21 protein-coding genes are annotated in these 16061 nt (G+C 40.0%); 4 read left to right on the top strand and 17 right to left on the bottom strand.

Annotated elements, in window-relative coordinates; translation table 11 throughout:
• Positions 1 to 34 precede the first annotated feature (34 nt).
• Positions 35 to 1150: a site-specific DNA-methyltransferase gene (locus V3I05_RS05630; protein ID WP_343352910.1), complete on the top strand. Its 1116-nt coding sequence runs from the start codon at positions 35 to 37 to the stop codon at positions 1148 to 1150.
• A gap of 44 nt (positions 1151 to 1194) precedes the next feature.
• On the opposite strand, the gene V3I05_RS05625 is transcribed toward V3I05_RS05630, so the two are convergent.
• The 17 genes from V3I05_RS05625 to V3I05_RS05545 all read right to left on the bottom strand — a co-directional run bounded on the left by V3I05_RS05625 (position 1195) and on the right by V3I05_RS05545 (position 13837).
• On the bottom strand, positions 1195 to 1407 hold the full coding sequence (locus V3I05_RS05625; RefSeq protein ID WP_300447161.1) for a hypothetical protein: 213 nt from the start codon (positions 1405 to 1407) through the stop codon (positions 1195 to 1197).
• A 27-nt stretch (positions 1408 to 1434) separates the two neighbouring features.
• Positions 1435 to 2520 (bottom strand): cytochrome-c peroxidase, encoded by a 1086-nt coding sequence (locus V3I05_RS05620; RefSeq protein ID WP_343352909.1) that lies wholly within the window; start codon positions 2518 to 2520, stop codon positions 1435 to 1437.
• A gap of 30 nt (positions 2521 to 2550) precedes the next feature.
• A complete protein-coding gene (locus V3I05_RS05615; protein WP_295700174.1) occupies positions 2551 to 3342 on the bottom strand; it encodes a pseudouridine synthase in 792 nt (263 codons plus the stop codon).
• Entirely contained in the window at positions 3342 to 4469 is a 1128-nt protein-coding gene (locus V3I05_RS05610; RefSeq protein ID WP_343352908.1) for a tetratricopeptide repeat protein, read from the bottom strand. The genes V3I05_RS05615 and V3I05_RS05610 overlap by 1 nt, the downstream gene beginning before the upstream one ends.
• A gap of 77 nt (positions 4470 to 4546) precedes the next feature.
• Positions 4547 to 5755, bottom strand: coding sequence for a 2,3,4,5-tetrahydropyridine-2,6-carboxylate N-succinyltransferase (locus V3I05_RS05605; protein WP_300447154.1), 1209 nt, complete (start codon positions 5753 to 5755; stop codon positions 4547 to 4549).
• Positions 5756 to 6111: 356 nt separating this feature from the next.
• Complete coding sequence (locus V3I05_RS05600) at positions 6112 to 6603, bottom strand: hypothetical protein (protein WP_295700181.1); 492 nt, start codon at positions 6601 to 6603, stop codon at positions 6112 to 6114.
• Positions 6590 to 7483, bottom strand: a complete 894-nt coding sequence (gene lpxC / locus V3I05_RS05595) for a UDP-3-O-acyl-N-acetylglucosamine deacetylase (protein WP_295700183.1) — start codon at positions 7481 to 7483, stop codon at positions 6590 to 6592. Before lpxC ends, V3I05_RS05600 begins: the two co-directional genes overlap by 14 nt.
• Complete coding sequence (locus V3I05_RS05590; RefSeq protein ID WP_295700185.1) at positions 7480 to 8097, bottom strand: septum site-determining protein MinC; 618 nt, start codon at positions 8095 to 8097, stop codon at positions 7480 to 7482. Before V3I05_RS05590 ends, lpxC begins: the two co-directional genes overlap by 4 nt.
• Before the next feature lie 21 nt (positions 8098 to 8118).
• Positions 8119 to 9483, bottom strand: coding sequence for a M23 family metallopeptidase (locus V3I05_RS05585; RefSeq protein ID WP_295700187.1), 1365 nt, complete (start codon positions 9481 to 9483; stop codon positions 8119 to 8121).
• Between the two features lie 81 nt (positions 9484 to 9564).
• A complete protein-coding gene (gene flhB / locus V3I05_RS05580) occupies positions 9565 to 10689 on the bottom strand; it encodes a flagellar biosynthesis protein FlhB (protein ID WP_300447153.1) in 1125 nt (374 codons plus the stop codon).
• A gap of 9 nt (positions 10690 to 10698) precedes the next feature.
• The gene (gene mobA, locus V3I05_RS05575) at positions 10699 to 11277 is read right to left on the bottom strand and encodes a molybdenum cofactor guanylyltransferase MobA (protein ID WP_295700190.1); all 579 of its coding nucleotides are present in this window, start codon (positions 11275 to 11277) and stop codon (positions 10699 to 10701) included.
• A gap of 287 nt (positions 11278 to 11564) precedes the next feature.
• On the bottom strand, positions 11565 to 11735 hold the full coding sequence (locus tag V3I05_RS05570) for a hypothetical protein (RefSeq protein ID WP_300856185.1): 171 nt from the start codon (positions 11733 to 11735) through the stop codon (positions 11565 to 11567).
• 134 nt (positions 11736 to 11869) lie between these two features.
• Complete coding sequence (locus tag V3I05_RS05565; RefSeq protein ID WP_295700192.1) at positions 11870 to 12019, bottom strand: hypothetical protein; 150 nt, start codon at positions 12017 to 12019, stop codon at positions 11870 to 11872.
• Positions 12020 to 12084: 65 nt separating this feature from the next.
• On the bottom strand, positions 12085 to 12447 hold the full coding sequence (locus V3I05_RS05560) for an autotransporter-associated beta strand repeat-containing protein (RefSeq protein WP_425531734.1): 363 nt from the start codon (positions 12445 to 12447) through the stop codon (positions 12085 to 12087).
• A complete protein-coding gene (locus tag V3I05_RS10660) occupies positions 12444 to 12617 on the bottom strand; it encodes a hypothetical protein (protein ID WP_416372906.1) in 174 nt (57 codons plus the stop codon). The genes V3I05_RS05560 and V3I05_RS10660 overlap by 4 nt, the downstream gene beginning before the upstream one ends.
• Positions 12618 to 12637: 20 nt before the next feature.
• On the bottom strand, positions 12638 to 13312 hold the full coding sequence (locus V3I05_RS05550; protein ID WP_300447151.1) for a hypothetical protein: 675 nt from the start codon (positions 13310 to 13312) through the stop codon (positions 12638 to 12640).
• Between the two features lie 78 nt (positions 13313 to 13390).
• Positions 13391 to 13837, bottom strand: a complete 447-nt coding sequence (locus V3I05_RS05545; RefSeq protein WP_295700196.1) for a DUF302 domain-containing protein — start codon at positions 13835 to 13837, stop codon at positions 13391 to 13393.
• Positions 13838 to 14058: 221 nt separating this feature from the next.
• Here V3I05_RS05545 and V3I05_RS05540 point away from each other — a divergent pair, with 221 nt between their 5' ends.
• Genes V3I05_RS05540 through V3I05_RS05530 form a run of 3 tightly spaced genes read left to right on the top strand, consistent with a single transcriptional unit; the run spans position 14059 to position 16045 of the window.
• Positions 14059 to 15072 (top strand): aldo/keto reductase, encoded by a 1014-nt coding sequence (locus V3I05_RS05540; protein ID WP_343352903.1) that lies wholly within the window; start codon positions 14059 to 14061, stop codon positions 15070 to 15072.
• Positions 15073 to 15087: 15 nt separating this feature from the next.
• Positions 15088 to 15669 carry an NAD(P)H-dependent oxidoreductase gene (locus V3I05_RS05535; protein ID WP_295700203.1) on the top strand — a complete coding sequence of 194 codons (582 nt, stop codon included), beginning with the start codon at positions 15088 to 15090 and terminating at the stop codon, positions 15667 to 15669.
• A 40-nt stretch (positions 15670 to 15709) separates the two neighbouring features.
• Positions 15710 to 16045, top strand: a complete 336-nt coding sequence (locus V3I05_RS05530; protein WP_300450522.1) for a YnfA family protein — start codon at positions 15710 to 15712, stop codon at positions 16043 to 16045.
• Positions 16046 to 16061: the final 16 nt, after the last annotated feature.

The following is a 16061-nucleotide window of genomic DNA, read 5'->3' as shown; positions in this document are numbered from 1 at the left end:
TTTTCCCTACAAACCTCAACCTAAAAGGACTTTAATGAAAACTACTTTAGCACTCAATACAATCACACAGGGCGATTGCCTTGAGATTTTACCCCAAATTGCAGATTCTAGCATAGATGTAATATTTGCCGACCCACCCTATTTTATGCGCACGGAAGGAGTCTTAAATCGTCCAGAGGGGAGTACATTCAGCGGCTGTGATGATGCTTGGGATAAGTTTAGCGATAATGAAGCCTACAAAGCATTTAGCTACATTTGGCTCAAAGAGGCAAAGCGGATTTTAAAGCCTAATGGCAGCATTTGGGTGATAGGTTCACATCAGTGTATTTACACGATTGGGGCGATTATGCAGGATTTGGGCTTTTGGTTTATCAATGATGTAATTTGGCACAAAAGCAATCCCACGCCCAATTTTCTAGGCACGAGACTCAATAACTCCCATGAGAGCCTCATTTGGGCGGCAAAGGATAAAAAAAGCAAATACACATTTCATTATAAAACAGCTAAAGAGCTAAACAATGAGATTGTAGGCTTTGAAAAGGGACAGAGAAAGCAACTAGGAAGCGTGTGGAGGCTGCCTGTGTGTACGGGAAATGAGCGACTTAAAGATATGAATGGAGAAAAGCTACACAACACGCAAAAGCCCGAAGCGCTCTTATATAGAATCATCGCCATAAACTCTAGTCTAGGCGATGTGGTGTGCGACCCATTTGGGGGGACATGCACTACTGCGGCGGTGGCAAAAAGGCTAGGGCGAAATTTTATTACCATTGAGAAAAATGCTGATTATATACAATATGCTAAAAAGCGGCTAGATTCTATCATATTTGAGGAGAGCGATATAGCAAAGGCAAGTTTTGATAAAAAGCCCTTGAAAGTAAGCTTAGAGACACTTATAGAAGCTGGATTTTTAGAATCTAATGAAAAGCTGTATTTGAAAAATACGCCCTTTTGTGCGCAACTGCAAAGCGATGGAAAGGCTATCTTTGAAGGGCAAAGTTATGATATTCACACACTTGCGGCAAAATTAAAGCAGGCAAAAGTAAAAAGGCTCAATGGCTTTATGTATTGGGAAGTGCAGCGTAAGAATAGAATCTCACTCTATGACATAAGGGAGCAATACCGCACAAAAATCAAAAAGACATATTAATATTTGGTATTCACATTTCTCACTACACAAGAACTAAAACCAAACTAAGCAGCGATAGGCATTCCCACAAGCACAACAGCACGGCAATATAGAATCTTTTGCAAGAGGGCGGCTAAATATTTTTGCGCAAAGCATAAATCTCTTTCATCGCATATTGATAAAGTGGTGCTTTTGGTTCTATATGATTTGATGTAAAGGGAAAACATATTTGTAAGCAACTTTAGCCCTATATCTACCCACATTTTAAAACATATCATGCTTATTTCACTTGCGTGTCTAAGATTCTACAATGTTTTTAAGAATGCCTCAAGAGCTTCAAGCTCCTCATTGGTAAGATGAAGTTTTTGCAGAAGCGAATCTGTGCCGGGAAAGGGTAACTCTCTTGCCGCTTTTGTGTTCTCTTGCCCTGGTTTAGGAGGGCTTGGGTGAAACATTCCTGCATTGTAAGCATTTAGCACACCTGATAAATGCGGAAAAAGCCCATTGTGCATATAGGGCGCGGTTTTTGAGATATGGCGCAAGGAAGGGGTTTTAAACCTACCTATATCATCAGGATTACCCGTTACTTCATATCTGCCTAAATCCTCATATTTACGCCCAATAAAATGCAATCCTAAATTATGATATTTCCCATCACTTAGAGCCACGCCGCTATGGCAATTCATACATCGCCCTTTTGTGCGGAAAAGGTGCAATCCCCACACTTCTTTGTCCGTGAGGGCGTCCTTTTTACCTTTTAAGAATCTATCAAATCGCGTAGGGTTAGGCACAAGGGAACGTTCATAAGTGGCTATGGCTTGCGCCATAAGCTCGGGAGTGATTTTAACACTGCCAAAGGCTTCTTTGAATTTCTCTTTATAGGCGGGAATTTTAGCGATTTTTTTCGCTGCAGATTGTGGCGTGTAAGCCATTTCCTTAGGGTCAGCTATGGGGAAAAGGGCTTGGGATTCTAGACTTTCTGCTCTGCCATCCCAAAATTGCTCCGTGCTAAAGGCAGACATTACTACGCTTGGGGCATTACGATGTCCTAATTGACGATTATGCCCATAGCTTACCCTCCTCCCATCACCAAAGCCAAATTCTCTATCGTGGCAAGAGGCGCAAGCGATTTGATTAGAAAACGAAAGCTTAGGCTCATCAAAAAGCATTTTGCCTAGCTCTACTTTTGCTTTAGAATAGGGATTAGAATCTGGATAGGGTGGAGATTCTGGCAAGGGGGCAAGCTCTTGCCATTCTACGCCCTTATCAATATGAGGCTTTTGCCATTGTGATGGGGGCAGGAGATACATCTCCCGCAAGGCATTCATATTTTTAGGCACAGCATGGGAGTATACCGCACATAGAATGAAAAGATAGATGTAACCTTTCACAATGATTTTCCTTAGTTTTTGTTCAACACCCTACTCTAAAAGAGTTTTGCCTGTATTATTTTGCTCTATATCACCATATGTTTGCAAAAAAAGATGAAGTTGCTTATATTCATCTTTAGTAAAAAATCTCTTTTTCCCACAAGGCAGGGCGTTTAAATGCACAAAGCCATAACTTATGCGTCTTAAATCCAAAACTTTCAGTCCAAATGCGCCAAAAAACCGTCTTAACTCACGATTTTTTCCCTCTGTAATGCTTACCTTGAGTTTGCTGTATTTTTTATCATTTTTAAGTATTTGGTATGAGGCAAAGGAGGCAAAATTCATACTCACAATATCGCTCTTACTATGCCCTCCTGCACGTGCGTCTTCACATTCTAAGCCCTCTTCCATTGCCTTAATGATAGATTCTGTAATAGCCCCATTAAGTTTAAGTATGTAGCCACGTTCTAAAGATGATTCCATAAGTGCTTTTGCCACAGGAGTGCTATCTGTAAGAATGAGTAGTCCCTCACTTACAAAATCTAGCCGCCCCACATAAATAAAATGCCTGAACTTCTCTCCCAAACTCTCATATATGACGCGCCTATTGCGATTATCACTCTTGCTTACTAGCTCACCCTTAGGCTTATGATAGACAATGCAGGTAAAATGCTCCTTTGGCATAAGCTTTTTACCATCGATAAACACGCTCTCCCCCGCTTTTAGTACAGAGTGTAATGTCGCCTTCACTCTCCCTACTCTCACACGTCCCTCACTGATGAGTCTATCGGCTTCTCTGCGCGAATAACTACTATGATGTGCGATATATTGATTAAGACGCATTATTTTAAGCCAGAAAATACATTCCCTGCACTGCTTACGCTTCCTCTAGTTTTCATCAGTGAATAGTTATGGCAGCCAGATTCAATGCCATAATCACAAGCCAACCCAAATAGCTCTATTGCCTTGCGTTTATCCTGCCTTACGCCAAATCCTCCATCATAAAGCACCCCTAGATTGTTACAGCTTTGCAAATGTCCGCTATCACACGCGATAGTAAAGTATTTTGCCGCATTATAGTAGCTTTTCTCCGCACCGCTTGAGCCTGTGGCATACATCCAACCTAGATTCCCACAACCTACAATATCACCTTGCTTGCAGGCAACATAATTCATCTCAACATAACTCATCGAATCTTTCGTCATACCATAAATGTTATAGGTATTGCTCATCAAGCCTAAATTATAACAGCCCAAATCACTCCCTAACTGACACGCGCTATTATAGTAAACCAAAGCCTTTTGATAATCCTTTTTCACACCTACGCCATTAGCATACATCCAGCCAATATTTGTGCAGCCTAGAGAATCTCCTCCCTGACACGCCACTTCATAGAGTTGGGCGGCTTGATTCTTATCTTCTTTAACACCTTGTCCGTTATCATACGCCATAGCAAGATTCGCACAAGCTACAGCATCGCCACCCACACAAGCCTTATAATAGTAATTCGCAGCCTTTTGTGGCTCAGGCACACCCGTATTTGCTCCATACATATAAATAAGCCCAGTGCCAAAGCACCCTGCTGCGTTACCCTGCTCACACGATTGTGTAAAAAGCCCTAATGCACTTTCATAATCACCATCTTTTGCAAAGCTCATAGCTGCCTTAAGCGTTGTATTGGACTGTTCAACATTTTCAAACATATCATCAATAGGTGCGCCCCCGATTTGATTTGCCGGTGTAAGAGGCGTAGCACCTAAAAGCCCCGAGGGAACACTATTTGAATTTGATGAAACAGGTGGGCTTTGTGGAGATTGTGCAGTTTGCGGAGTAGATTCTTCTAAAGGTTGAGATGTATTAGATGCCTCAGGAGATTCACTAGAGATACTCCCCTCGCTCTCTTGTGGTTCTGCAAAGGCAATTGCCACAATACATACCATCGCCCACCCAAGCCGAAGAATTATTTTCATTCTCTATCCTCTCATAGTAAATTTGCCTCATAGCTACCAACTGCAAAAGCAAAAACAATGCCACCTTACTCTATTATTTAATGCAAAGCCGCATTAAGCTCTATTTTACGATTGCTTCTAAAGGCTATCATCTTGCCGCTTTGACTATCGCAGCGGAAGTGAATGCCGTGTTTACCCGAGAGTTCTTTGCCCTTATAGAGATTGCTTTCTTTAATCACAAAGGTATCATTGATTTCAGCAATTTTACGCGCTTCCTCTTCATTGATATAAAACACCCCGCCAGCTAGCACTGCAATCCCCCCATCGACAATACACCCATCACCCAAGCTAATGCCTGTTGCGCTATTCACACCCAGAAGGCAGTTTTTACCAATGCTAATAGGCTCACTATTTCCCCCGCTTAACACACCCAAAATACTTGCACCGCCGCCTATATCTGTGCCTTCACCCACAATCACGCTTGAGCTAATACGTCCCTCATTCATACAAGCCCCAAGCGCCCCTGCGTTAAAATTCACATAACTTGCCCCGGGCATTTGCGTATAGCCACCTGCGCCTAGATATGCGCCAAATCGCGTTTTTGCAGCATCTAAAAGGCGGATATTATCATATTGTGGAATGACTTGCATAAGGTATCGCGGAAATTTATCCACAAAGTCAATATGCGGGAACTCCCCCTCCATCTTTAGCCGCACTTCATTTTCTCGTAACCAATCAAGCTCATAGGGCTTATTCCCGCTCCACGCGACATTTTGCAATAATCCAAAGATTCCATCAAGCTGCAAGGAACGCAAAGGGGCTTTACCCAAAGAGAGAGCCAAAAGCTTGAGATAAGCAGATTCCACACTCTCGCATTTTGTGTCTTTATAGAGAATACAAAAGCGATAGCGGCTTCTACCGCCTTTTGTTTTGAGTTTGCCCTTTTCCATTTGTTTTTTAAGCTCTAAAATCACTTGAATATTTTTATGTGTTTGCGAATCTCCCAACGCCTCGCTTAAAAATGGCGCATATAACTCCAATGCCTTTGCTACAAACGCATTTGTAATCCCATATACCGCTTCATTTTCACTTTGCGCTATGAGCTCCGCCTCCTGTGCGCTTTCACACAGCACGGCATAGGTGCCCAGATTCTCCCCTTGCCAGTTAAGAGTGGGATAAGTCGCACACAGCACAGCCTTAGATTTTTTGCCAATCTCCACCCGCGCAATACCAAAGCCCAAAGGTGCTTTATAATCTGCCTTCTTTTGATACTCATCAACAAATAATTTAAATTTTTCAATTCCCATAGTTGCTCCTTAACAACGAATAATTTGTGGCATTTTACATTATTATGCTAAATTTAAACAAGCAATAGAAGCAATGCAAACAAAGCTTTACGTGAGAAAAGAATGCAAGGCTAGATTTTAGTCTTTAAATCAAAAATACAAGATGATGAAAAGTTGGCACATCTTATCTTAAATACCCAAAAGTGTGGGGAAACAATCCATCAAAGAGCTTTACCCCCTAAGTGAAAAGTGGATAATCTTAAAAAATAAGCATTAGCGGAGTTTTCTCAAAACCCAAATCTAATGCACCTCCCAAAATATTAAGGATACAAAATTCTTTTTGTTTCATTCTATTTATTTTGAAAAGTTTATATTGCCTATACTGGAGGCAATATATAAAGTGGCTGTGTGAAGGCCGTAAAAGCAGATGTATCAAGTATTTGAGGGAGAGCAAATTCTATCTCTTGAGGTTGAGATTCTAAGTTTTGTTTGAGAGCGATTTCACCTTGGGGATTGATATAAAAATAACTTGTCCCAAAAGCTTTGATATATGCACTTTGTGTAAAATAAAAGCTCGAAGTGGCAAAAAGCCCTATTTTATATATACTTTGCAATGTATGCAGAAAAATATGTATAAGCTTCAATGCGCTAAAGCTCCCCGGACCATTAGCATAATAGATAGATTCTATTTTTGTATCTTTATAGGCAGGGTTTTGCTCTGCGGTGGGGAGCAAAGATTCAAAAAGGCGAGGTAGCCCTATGAGAAGAGGCTCATCACTTTGCAGAGATTCAAATAATATATTATTTTCATACAAGCCGCACAATATAGGGCTATTCACACTCACTAGAACAATATCAATGTGTCTCATAAGCGTATTCGAGGTTTTCCTCCTCTGCCTTATCTTCAAGATTAATAATTTCATAGGCTTTTTCATCGCTTAAAAGCTGTTTAGTAAGGAAGTGATTAAGCTTGTGGCTTCCTGCAAAAGATATATATGTCCCAAGCAGTGGCATACCAAGCAATGCCATATCGCCAATGGCATCCAAAATCTTATGCCGCACAAACTCCTCTTTATAACGCAACCCCTCTTTATTCAAAATCCCACTTTCATCAAGCACGATACAATTACTCAAATCCCCGCCCTTTGCCAAGCCTTTAGAGCGCAAATAATTCACCTCGTGCAAAAAACCAAAAGTTCTAGCCCGTGCGATTTCCTCCTTGTAAGCCTTTGTAGAAAAAGTAAATTTATACTGCTGATTGCGGATAGCGGGGTGGTCAAAATCGATGCTAAAGTCAAAAATCATCTTTTCGCTTGGCTCTACGCGGACAAACTTTTGCGCTTCTACAATCTCGATAGGCTTTCTAATAGCAATAGCCTTTTTATTTGCATTTTGCACACAAATCCCCGCCTCCTCAAGGAGCATACAATAGCCTATCGCACTTCCGTCCATAATAGGTACTTCTTCATTATCAAGGCAGATTCTTAAATTATCAATCCCATAGGCTGCGATTGCAGATAAAAAATGTTCGATAGTGGAAACCCGCACTTTGCCCTTGCCAAGCACGGTTGCCATTGTCGTATCTACCACATTTTCAGGCTTGAGTTCAATGCTTACGCCCAAATCACTGCGATAAAATACAATCCCGCTATTTGCTTCCAAAGGCTCAAGAATCATTTTTACCGGCACACCCTTATGCAGCCCAATCCCCACAATTTCAACTCGCTTTTCAATCGTCTTTTGCTTCATTTCAAATCCTTTATCGCCACATTATCGTCTTTTTTAAAAATTATCTTGAATAATGCGCTACTTTGGTTAATTTTCTGTAAAATCTCTGCGTCAAGCAGTATATCTTGAAACAAAATAGCAGGGGCAAAAATCTTCTTACAAATGATAAATTCCCCCCTTGCCTCTATGCTCCCACTACACTCTCCGAGCAGAAATAAATTCCCCTCGGCGAAAATATGTGCGCCACTATTGACTTGAGATTCTATCACCACATCGCCCCTATGAGCTATCTCCTCTCCGCTTCGCACGACTTTTTTTACCCAAAGTGTGCGGGACAAATTTTGTGGCTCATCTTTTGGGAGTTTTTCCTCTGCTTTATGTTTTGTTTGAAGCGCATTCGTACCAGCAGAGCGGAATTTTGCAGAATATGTATGTATTGTGCCACTCAAGAGTGCGAAGCTCAAATTATGCGTTTGTAAAAAAGTCGATAATTTTTCACTTATCTCACCTCTAAAGCCAAGGATATGGTGCTGCAAAAGGGGCAAATGCTTCTCAATAAAAATGATACATTCCTCACTATCAACATTTTCTTCAAATTCAAATAGCCTTATGGTATGCTGACGCGTCTTTATCATCACTTTACTTTTTGGTATAGATTAAGGCGTATTCTTAGCAAAATCTTGCGCTTTCTTAAGCACATTAATAACATTATCATCAATCCACCTTTGGTCAAACCATTCATTCAAGCGCACAAAATGCCCTTGTACCAAGATTCCAAAATGTAAATGGTCTCCAAACGCCCAGCCTGTCTGCCCTGTCTTGCCAAGTTCCTGTCCCACACTCACTTCATCGCTCACCTCCACATAGCTCTCCTGCATATGTGAGTAAATCGAGGATACACCAAAGCCGTGATACAGCAGCAAGGTATTGCCATAAAGTCCTAAATGACTTTTTAAAAGCACCACTCCCTTATTGCTTGCAATAATGGGCGCATTTTTCACACTTGCCACATCTATGCCTAAATGCACCGCTTCACTGATTTTTTCTTTATTTAAAAAATAGGTGCGATAATCGCCAAAATTACCCACCACCTTTGAGCCTTTAAGTGGCATAAATGCGTGAAAATCCTCTGCGAAGCTAATATTTGAATTTAAATCACTACACGCCTTTAAGATTCTACTCTCATCTTCTTGCCTGATGGTTTCATTAAAAAATACAAATCGTTCTACATTGTTTTCAAAAGGCTTTAAATGCTTTTGATTGATTTGTGCGAGGAGTTCATTGAGTTTGCCATTGAGAAAATCCTCTTTAATAGCGATATTAGAGCGATAATAGGGAGCATTTATATTGCGCGCGATAGGTAAATTATATTTAGTAATATTTCCCGCCTTGTCTTTAGCAACAACCTGTGCGCTAAAAAATTTATTTTTTAATGGCCAAGCAATGATTCCCACATAAATATCATTATTGAGATATGAAAAGAGTTTAAAATTATCTGTCCCATTACTGATATACACATTATCTAATGCCATATCTTTGGCTTGCACAGCTACTACAGCACTGCCTCCACGCACAATTTGACCCGATGAGGCGATATTTTTTACCACAGGAGCAGTAGTATCAACGACTAAGCTCAATTCAATATTGGCTGTATTGCCGCTAAAAAAATGTGCATTGCTCCAATCGGTTACAGAAATCTTATACTGAATAGACGTGCCATTTTTAAGAGGAGTAGAAGACTTAGGAAGCGGGATTCTAATCGTTTTTGGCTTATTTAAGACTATTTCTTTTTGGTCGCTCAATATCTCTCCATCAAAAACCATTTGCACGCGATAATCGCGAATACCGCTCTCATCGCTAAATTCTACAAAGATTTCATCATTGAGATTCCAATGCGTAGGCACTTGATTGCTAAACTGTGGGGCTTTTGTCTCAAACATAATTGAACTAAAAGCAATGATGCCTACAACTATAAGTATGACTATACCTACACTCACTACGATTAATCGCTTATTATCCATAGCAAAAACCTTATTTAAGCAAAAAATAGCCCTCAATTATAGCACAAATCACTCCCTTATACACCAAAATGCTTAAAAGTCCTATGCGCGTGATGAAGCTTTATCGTTTGCTGCCTGAAGTATTTTGCTTAAGCCCTCTTTACCCTCTAACGCATCAAGATACGCCACTTCGCCCAATACCTGCACGACTGCGCCAAAAAGTTCAGGCGGAATGCTTTGATTTAAATCTAATTGCCGATAAATAGCTCGTGCAAGAGGTGGATTCTCAATAATTCTAATACCATATTCCCTAGCGATGCTTTTAATGCGTATAGCGAGTTCATCTATACCTTTTGCTACAAGCACAGGGGCTTTGCCTAGTTTTAGCTCTTCTTCTCCGTATCGCAATGCCACCGCATAATGTGTAGGGTTAGTAATCACCACTGAAGCGGTGGGAATTTCTTGCATCATACGACTTTGTGCGAGTTTTTGCTGCATTTTGCGAATCTTTGCCTTAATCTCTGGGCTTTGCTCATATTGCTTATACTCATCCTTAACTTCTCTAATACTCATTCTCAGGCTTTTGGTATATTGATACCTTTTGATAAGATAGTCACTTGTTGCCATCACAAAAAATAAAATCAGCAATACACCAATGAGAATCAATGCCTTTTGTCTAAACCACAGAATCTGCGAATAAAGCCCTGACATAGAGACACTTGGCAATTCGTTAAAAAAGCTCACAAACACCGTAAATCCTACAATAAAGGCAACAAATACCTTTAGAGTAATCATAAAGCCATCAAGCATTTTTTTAAGTGAAATAACATTTTTAATCCCGCTAATAGGATTAAGCTTAGAGAGCTTAGGTTTAATAGCTTTAGGGGAAAGCAAAAGCCCAAATTGTGCAATATTAGCAAGCACACCTGTAATCATCAGTGCAATAAAAATCGGTGCTAACATAACAAATACCTCAAAAACAATGCTTAGCATAAGATTTTCCAACAAATGGCGATCTACATCAAGCATAATTAATGTATTCACATACACAAAAATTTTTTGCGCTCCCTCTACCCAAAAGGGTATGAGTAAAAACATCAGCCCCAAGCCCACAAGTAAAACAAAAAATCCAGCAAGTTCTGGACTCTTGCTTACATTCCCCTCCTCTCTAGCCTTTTGAATCTTATGGGCACTCGGGGCTTGAGTCTTTTCTTCATCATCTGCCATTTGCTAATCCTAGCCCTTATTTTGCAATGTTTCCAAAACACGCAAGGCTTGTGTGTAATCTGTCATTGTGTTGATATTGAAGCATTCCTCATCTGTGGCAGTAATGCCTTCACTTGGGTGGGATTCTATAATGCGGTGCAGGGCATACATTTTAGACTTATATGCCCAAAGGAGCGCATCAAGCAAGGAGATATGCCATTTTGAAATAAGATAATGCGCCTTATCCGTGCTTTTAGCATACGCGATAGCTGCGCTTGAAGTAGCAATTTTATGCAAAGTATGAGCAGTAATAAATGGCGTATCTACGCTAATGAAAAGCAATTCTTGCGCTTTGAGGGTATTAAAAGCATTAATCATACCCACGATTGGGGCATAAATGGGGTCTTTTTCTACCAGAAATGGCGCATCAAAGCAAAATTTATCCCGCTGCTTCGTGCTGATATAGACATCATCGCTTATCTCTCTTAAACGCATAAATACCCATTGGCTAAGCGAATATCCGCCCAATGGAATCTGTGTCTTGTCCTTACCCAAACGTGAGCTTTTCCCCCCTGCGAGAATCACGCAAGGAATAGCGATTTTTTGCATTTTTACTCCTTTGCCATATTTTAAGCTATCAAAATCACTTTTGCTTTATATCATTAAAATACTTTAAATTAGATAGTAGCATTCAGTGCGAAAAAGTGTCTATCTTTAAACTCCATAAGACTTTGAATCGCAAAAATCTATGAAAAGCGATGTGCTCATAACTACGCGTTACTTAAATTATAGGGGCATAGAATCAGCCATAACGCAGTTATGCTTAGTCTCTTTATCGCTATCCTTAGCAAGCTTCCCTTTTGTGAGAATATTATCAAATCCCTATACCCTCATCCTCAAAACTCCATACCTAAGGTAAGGCTTGTGTTTATCAAATAATAATCCGCGCCCATTGCATTGCTTAAGCCAAGTCTTGCAAAATACTGATTGAGACGCGATTGAGCGGTTAACCCACTATAAAAACTACGTATTGAGATTAAAATTCTGCCTAAATGAATAAGTAGCAAAGCCCTTAAATGAGACATCTTGCTACTAATGTTGTCAAAAATGGGCAAAGCAACATTTTCTGCAATGCTATCTATCCCAGCTTGATACACCCCTGCACTTACGACATCAAGATTCCCAAAATATTCGCCATACTCTATAGGCAGGGCATTTGAAAGGTATTGCCTTTAAGAGTAGAGACAAGCCGCTGTGTGTTAGAATCATAACTAAAATGAAGCATATTGCTTGATTTAGTTTTTATACTATCAAATTTATCTGCATAGCTATTTAATGTGTCTAAAATCAAGCTATGTGCTTTACCCCGCTCTTTAATCGCGCATCTCCATTATAGAAAATTCTAGTATCCCACCGCTAATATTTTTTATTTGCATTGCTAATGCTCCCCTGACCTAGCAAAATCCCGCCTACCTTATCAGTTGTAAGTATGGAGCTGCTTGTGCTGCTTACATTAAGTGTGATTGTGCTGCCATTTATAGCATAGGCATTATGGCTTATCTCCCCGCCTGTAGGCACAAATATGCCGCTTCGCTCGGCATAGGCATTACTCTGTGTGAGTTTACCAGAGTTTGTAAGCTCAAGCTCCCCTTGCACTACTCTTGTAGTACCCTCATAGCTATTTATTCCGCTTAATGCAAGTCTGCCCTCACCTGTTTTAGAAACCCTAGACTTTAGGATGACATCAAACCTGCGGACAATCGTCATAGGCAAAATCACATCGTGGTATTTGTGCCCTTGACATACATATCGCGCAAAATATCATCTGCCACATTCCAAATAAAGCTAACAATGGATTGAAAATCTTTAGTTTGTATAATTTTCTTGCTCTCATCAATGCTATTGTTAGCATTATGGCTTGTGTTATTTTTAGTATATGCCCATAACACAATCTTTTATAACAGAATTCTCAACCCTTGCCTTGCAATATGCTTTTATTCGATTCCAAAGCGACATCAAGCACACTGCGGTTTTGAGAATCTAGCGCGTGGATATTTGCGCCAAGCTTGATAAGCATTGCCATTGCCTTGCCAATAGGTGCTACATCAGATTTTGCCGCATACATGAGAGGAGTTTGCCCCTCGCAGCCTTTCACGGCACTTTTGCTCTCCATATCCGCCCCAAAATGGTGAGCGAGGGCGAGTTTTTCTGCCTCTTGCTTATACGCCCAGTGGTGCAAAATATTTAAGCCATCTTTACCCAAAGCCTCAAAAGTTGCCCCTTTAGCCAAAAGATAAGCAATCAGCCTCTCATCTCTGCCGCCCCCATCGCAATAATATTGCAACACATTGCGAAAGCCATCATTATCACTCGCCTTAAGCCCATAGCGAAAAAGACACTCTAACATATCAAAATTCCCGCTTTGCTCATAAACTAGGGCTGCTTTTTCAAGGCAATGTGCGGCATTAAAGAGTGGCTCTTGCTCCTCATCAAAGGTCGGTGCATAAAAACTCTCATCGATGGCAAAATCTTTTAAAAATATTTTTACTTTATCCACTTGATTATTAGAGATAAGCTCCCATAGCTCATTTTGCAAAATATCCATTTCTTTATGGGTAAGCTTTTTGATTTCTTCATATGTCATATTATCCCTTTATTTGCCCTTTTTTATGGGACATTATAATATAGATATAATACGGGGAATGCATTACATTGCAATATCCTAATGGGCGCGTTGCTTCGTAGAGTAATGAATGATGTTTGCTAGAAGTTGAGCAATGTTATCAACAATAGCTCTATTGGTAATCCCGTATCGCTTTGCAATTTCGTTAATATCAGTAGAAGCTACAAATACATTATGCCCTGAATCTTCCCATACAATAATCTTCAATGGCAATTCAATCCCTATTTGCTGATTTTCTTGCATTAAAAGTGTCCCGACTTTTGGATTCCCAAAAACTATAACCTTTGTTCGATTAAGCGGCAAACCGGCATCTTTGGCATTCTTAGCGTGATTAAATTCTGCAAATATTGGTATGTCTTTTTGTGTCAAAAAGACATACGCATTACTAATTGTTGTTTCAAAGTCATATTGACTTTTTGTCATCTCTAATGCGTTGCTTATGCTAGCTATCATCATTAGAAAAGCTATAAATCTTACAATATTCATTATTTATCCTTTCTCCCGTTTTGGGCACTGCGCCATTGACAGCATTGCTTACTAATAGCACATAACGCTTCAATCATTTGCTTTTTACCTCTTTTTTATGGAGCATTATAGCATATCGCTGGAATTTTCTTCAACAAATGAAATGCAGCCCTTGACAAACACCAAGTGGTAGGTTTTATAATGCTTTTGCTTAAAGCAGATTCTATATTCAAAGGAGCAATATGCAAGAGAGTAAGAGCCTTTCACGTCGGGAATTTCTGCAAACAAGCGCATTAGCGACATTGGCAGCAGGGAGCATATTAGTGGGTTGCGATACAGATTCGAAGCATACGCAATCGAGCACAACCTTACAATCATCAATTCAAAACACACAAGGAGCAACTATGCAAATGATTACTTTAAACAATGGTGTGAAAATGCCAATTTTAGGCTATGGCGTATATCAAATTGAAGATATTAAAGAATGTCAGCGATGTGTCGAAGATGCCTTAGAAGTGGGCTATCGCAGCATCGATACCGCACAAAGCTATTTTAATGAAGAGGCGGTAGGAGCGGCGATTAAAGCAAGTGGTATCAAGCGAGAGGAAATTTTTGTAACTACCAAGCTATGGATAAATCACGTAAGCGAGGCAAAAGCCCCCAAAGCCTTTGAATCTTCACTTAAAAAACTAGGGCTTGATTATGTGGATTTATATCTCATTCATCAGCCTTATAATGATGTCTATGGGGCGTGGAGAGCGATGAGTAAGCTCTACAAGGAGGGCAGGATTAAAGCTATTGGCGTGAGTAATTTTTACCCCGATAGGTTAGCAGATTTTTGCCTCAATAATGAAATCACCCCCGCACTCAATCAAATTGAATGCAATCCTTTCCACCAGCAGCACGAGGCACAAGAGATTCTTAAAGAATACAATGTCGCTATGGAATCGTGGGCACCTTTTGGCGAGGGGCGAAAAGATATGTTTAGCAATGCCACACTTACTCAAATTGGCAAACAATACAATAAAAGCGTGGCACAGGTAATTTTGCGATGGCTTGTCCAAAGAAATATTATCGTCATTCCCAAAACAACAAAAAAAGAGCGAATGATAGAGAATTTTTCTATATTTGACTTTGTCTTAAGCGAGGCGGATATGGCAGCAATCGCAAAACTTGATGATAAAAATAGCCTCTTTTTTGACCACCGCGACCCAAAAATGGTAAAATGGCTGAGTGAATACAAGGCAGATATTTAAATAAAAAGGAACAATATGCAGGCATTACTGATTAATGGCTCAAAGGTTTTTAATGATTCTAAAGCAGAGCTTAGCCATACGTTGCAAGAAGTGGCTAAGGAGCTGCTAGAGCAAAATGGCTTTACAATAATCCAAACGCATATCAATAGTGGCTATATCATACAAGAAGAGCTACAAAAGATTTTAGATTCTCATCTTATCATCTATCAACTTCCTGCGTGGTGGATGGGTGTGCCTTGGATTGTAAAAAAATATATCGATGAAGTCTATACAGAGGGCGAGGGGCGGCTTTTTCAAAATGATGGCAGAAGCAGTGTCGATCCTAGCAAGAATTATGGCAGAGGTGGACTAGCAAAGGATAAAAAAGTAATGTTTAGCGTTACTTGGAATGCCCCGTTAGAGGCTTTCACAGACAAAGAAGAGTTTTTTGAGGGTTTGGGCGTGGAGATAGTGTATTTGCCTTTGCGAAAAACGCACGAATTTATCGGTATGAATGTGCTGCCTACCTTTATGTGTAATGATGTAGTGAAAAACCCGCAAATTGAACGCTACATCGCTGATTACAAAGCACATTTGCAAAAATATTGCATAAGCTAAATACATTATGTCATTATTGCACCACCTGCGGATTTTATAAATGCTAAAAGAATTAGCCGTATTTTTTATCGCTGCCTTTTTTGAAATTCTAGGCTGCTTTAGCTTTTGGGCAGTATTTAAACTGCAAAAAAGCCCCTACTTCCTCATTTTAGGCGTGATTTGTGTGATTGCCTTTGCCTTTCTACTTACAAAAGGTGAGCTTGAATTTGCAGGGAGGGCGTATGCCATTTATGGCGGCGTGTATATTGCAAGCTCATTTTTATGGCTTTATATCGTGGAAAAACAGAGCTTTAATATATATGATATCGTGGGCGTTTTGTTCGTATGCTGTGGCATTTTGATTATACTTTTTGGAGCGAAAATAACTCATTTATAACTGAAAAGGGAGCATT

Origin of the sequence: Helicobacter mastomyrinus, from assembly GCF_039555295.1 — a bacterium.
In the GTDB taxonomy this organism is placed as follows: domain Bacteria; phylum Campylobacterota; class Campylobacteria; order Campylobacterales; family Helicobacteraceae; genus Helicobacter_C; species Helicobacter_C mastomyrinus.
The sequence above is the reverse complement of the archived record's forward strand: the minus strand, read 5'-3'. Positions and strand labels throughout refer to the sequence as shown.

What these genes read in the sequence shown, in the direction of transcription:
- V3I05_RS05630 (WP_343352910.1), top strand. Translation starts at nt 35, where the DNA reads ATGAAAACTACTTTAGCACTCAATACAATCACACAGGGCGATTGCCTT.
- V3I05_RS05625 (WP_300447161.1), bottom strand. Translation starts at nt 1,407, where the DNA reads ATGATATGTTTTAAAATGTGGGTAGATATAGGGCTAAAGTTGCTTACA.
- V3I05_RS05615 (WP_295700174.1), bottom strand. Translation starts at nt 3,342, where the DNA reads ATGCGTCTTAATCAATATATCGCACATCATAGTAGTTATTCGCGCAGA.
- V3I05_RS05610 (WP_343352908.1), bottom strand. Translation starts at nt 4,469, where the DNA reads ATGAAAATAATTCTTCGGCTTGGGTGGGCGATGGTATGTATTGTGGCA.
- V3I05_RS05605 (WP_300447154.1), bottom strand. Translation starts at nt 5,755, where the DNA reads ATGGGAATTGAAAAATTTAAATTATTTGTTGATGAGTATCAAAAGAAG.
- V3I05_RS05600 (WP_295700181.1), bottom strand. Translation starts at nt 6,603, where the DNA reads ATGAGACACATTGATATTGTTCTAGTGAGTGTGAATAGCCCTATATTG.
- lpxC (WP_295700183.1), bottom strand. Translation starts at nt 7,483, where the DNA reads ATGAAGCAAAAGACGATTGAAAAGCGAGTTGAAATTGTGGGGATTGGG.
- V3I05_RS05590 (WP_295700185.1), bottom strand. Translation starts at nt 8,097, where the DNA reads ATGATAAAGACGCGTCAGCATACCATAAGGCTATTTGAATTTGAAGAA.
- V3I05_RS05585 (WP_295700187.1), bottom strand. Translation starts at nt 9,483, where the DNA reads ATGGATAATAAGCGATTAATCGTAGTGAGTGTAGGTATAGTCATACTT.
- flhB (WP_300447153.1), bottom strand. Translation starts at nt 10,689, where the DNA reads ATGGCAGATGATGAAGAAAAGACTCAAGCCCCGAGTGCCCATAAGATT.
- mobA (WP_295700190.1), bottom strand. Translation starts at nt 11,277, where the DNA reads ATGCAAAAAATCGCTATTCCTTGCGTGATTCTCGCAGGGGGGAAAAGC.
- V3I05_RS05550 (WP_300447151.1), bottom strand. Translation starts at nt 13,312, where the DNA reads ATGACATATGAAGAAATCAAAAAGCTTACCCATAAAGAAATGGATATT.
- V3I05_RS05545 (WP_295700196.1), bottom strand. Translation starts at nt 13,837, where the DNA reads ATGAATATTGTAAGATTTATAGCTTTTCTAATGATGATAGCTAGCATA.
- V3I05_RS05540 (WP_343352903.1), top strand. Translation starts at nt 14,059, where the DNA reads ATGCAAGAGAGTAAGAGCCTTTCACGTCGGGAATTTCTGCAAACAAGC.
- V3I05_RS05535 (WP_295700203.1), top strand. Translation starts at nt 15,088, where the DNA reads ATGCAGGCATTACTGATTAATGGCTCAAAGGTTTTTAATGATTCTAAA.
- V3I05_RS05530 (WP_300450522.1), top strand. Translation starts at nt 15,710, where the DNA reads ATGCTAAAAGAATTAGCCGTATTTTTTATCGCTGCCTTTTTTGAAATT.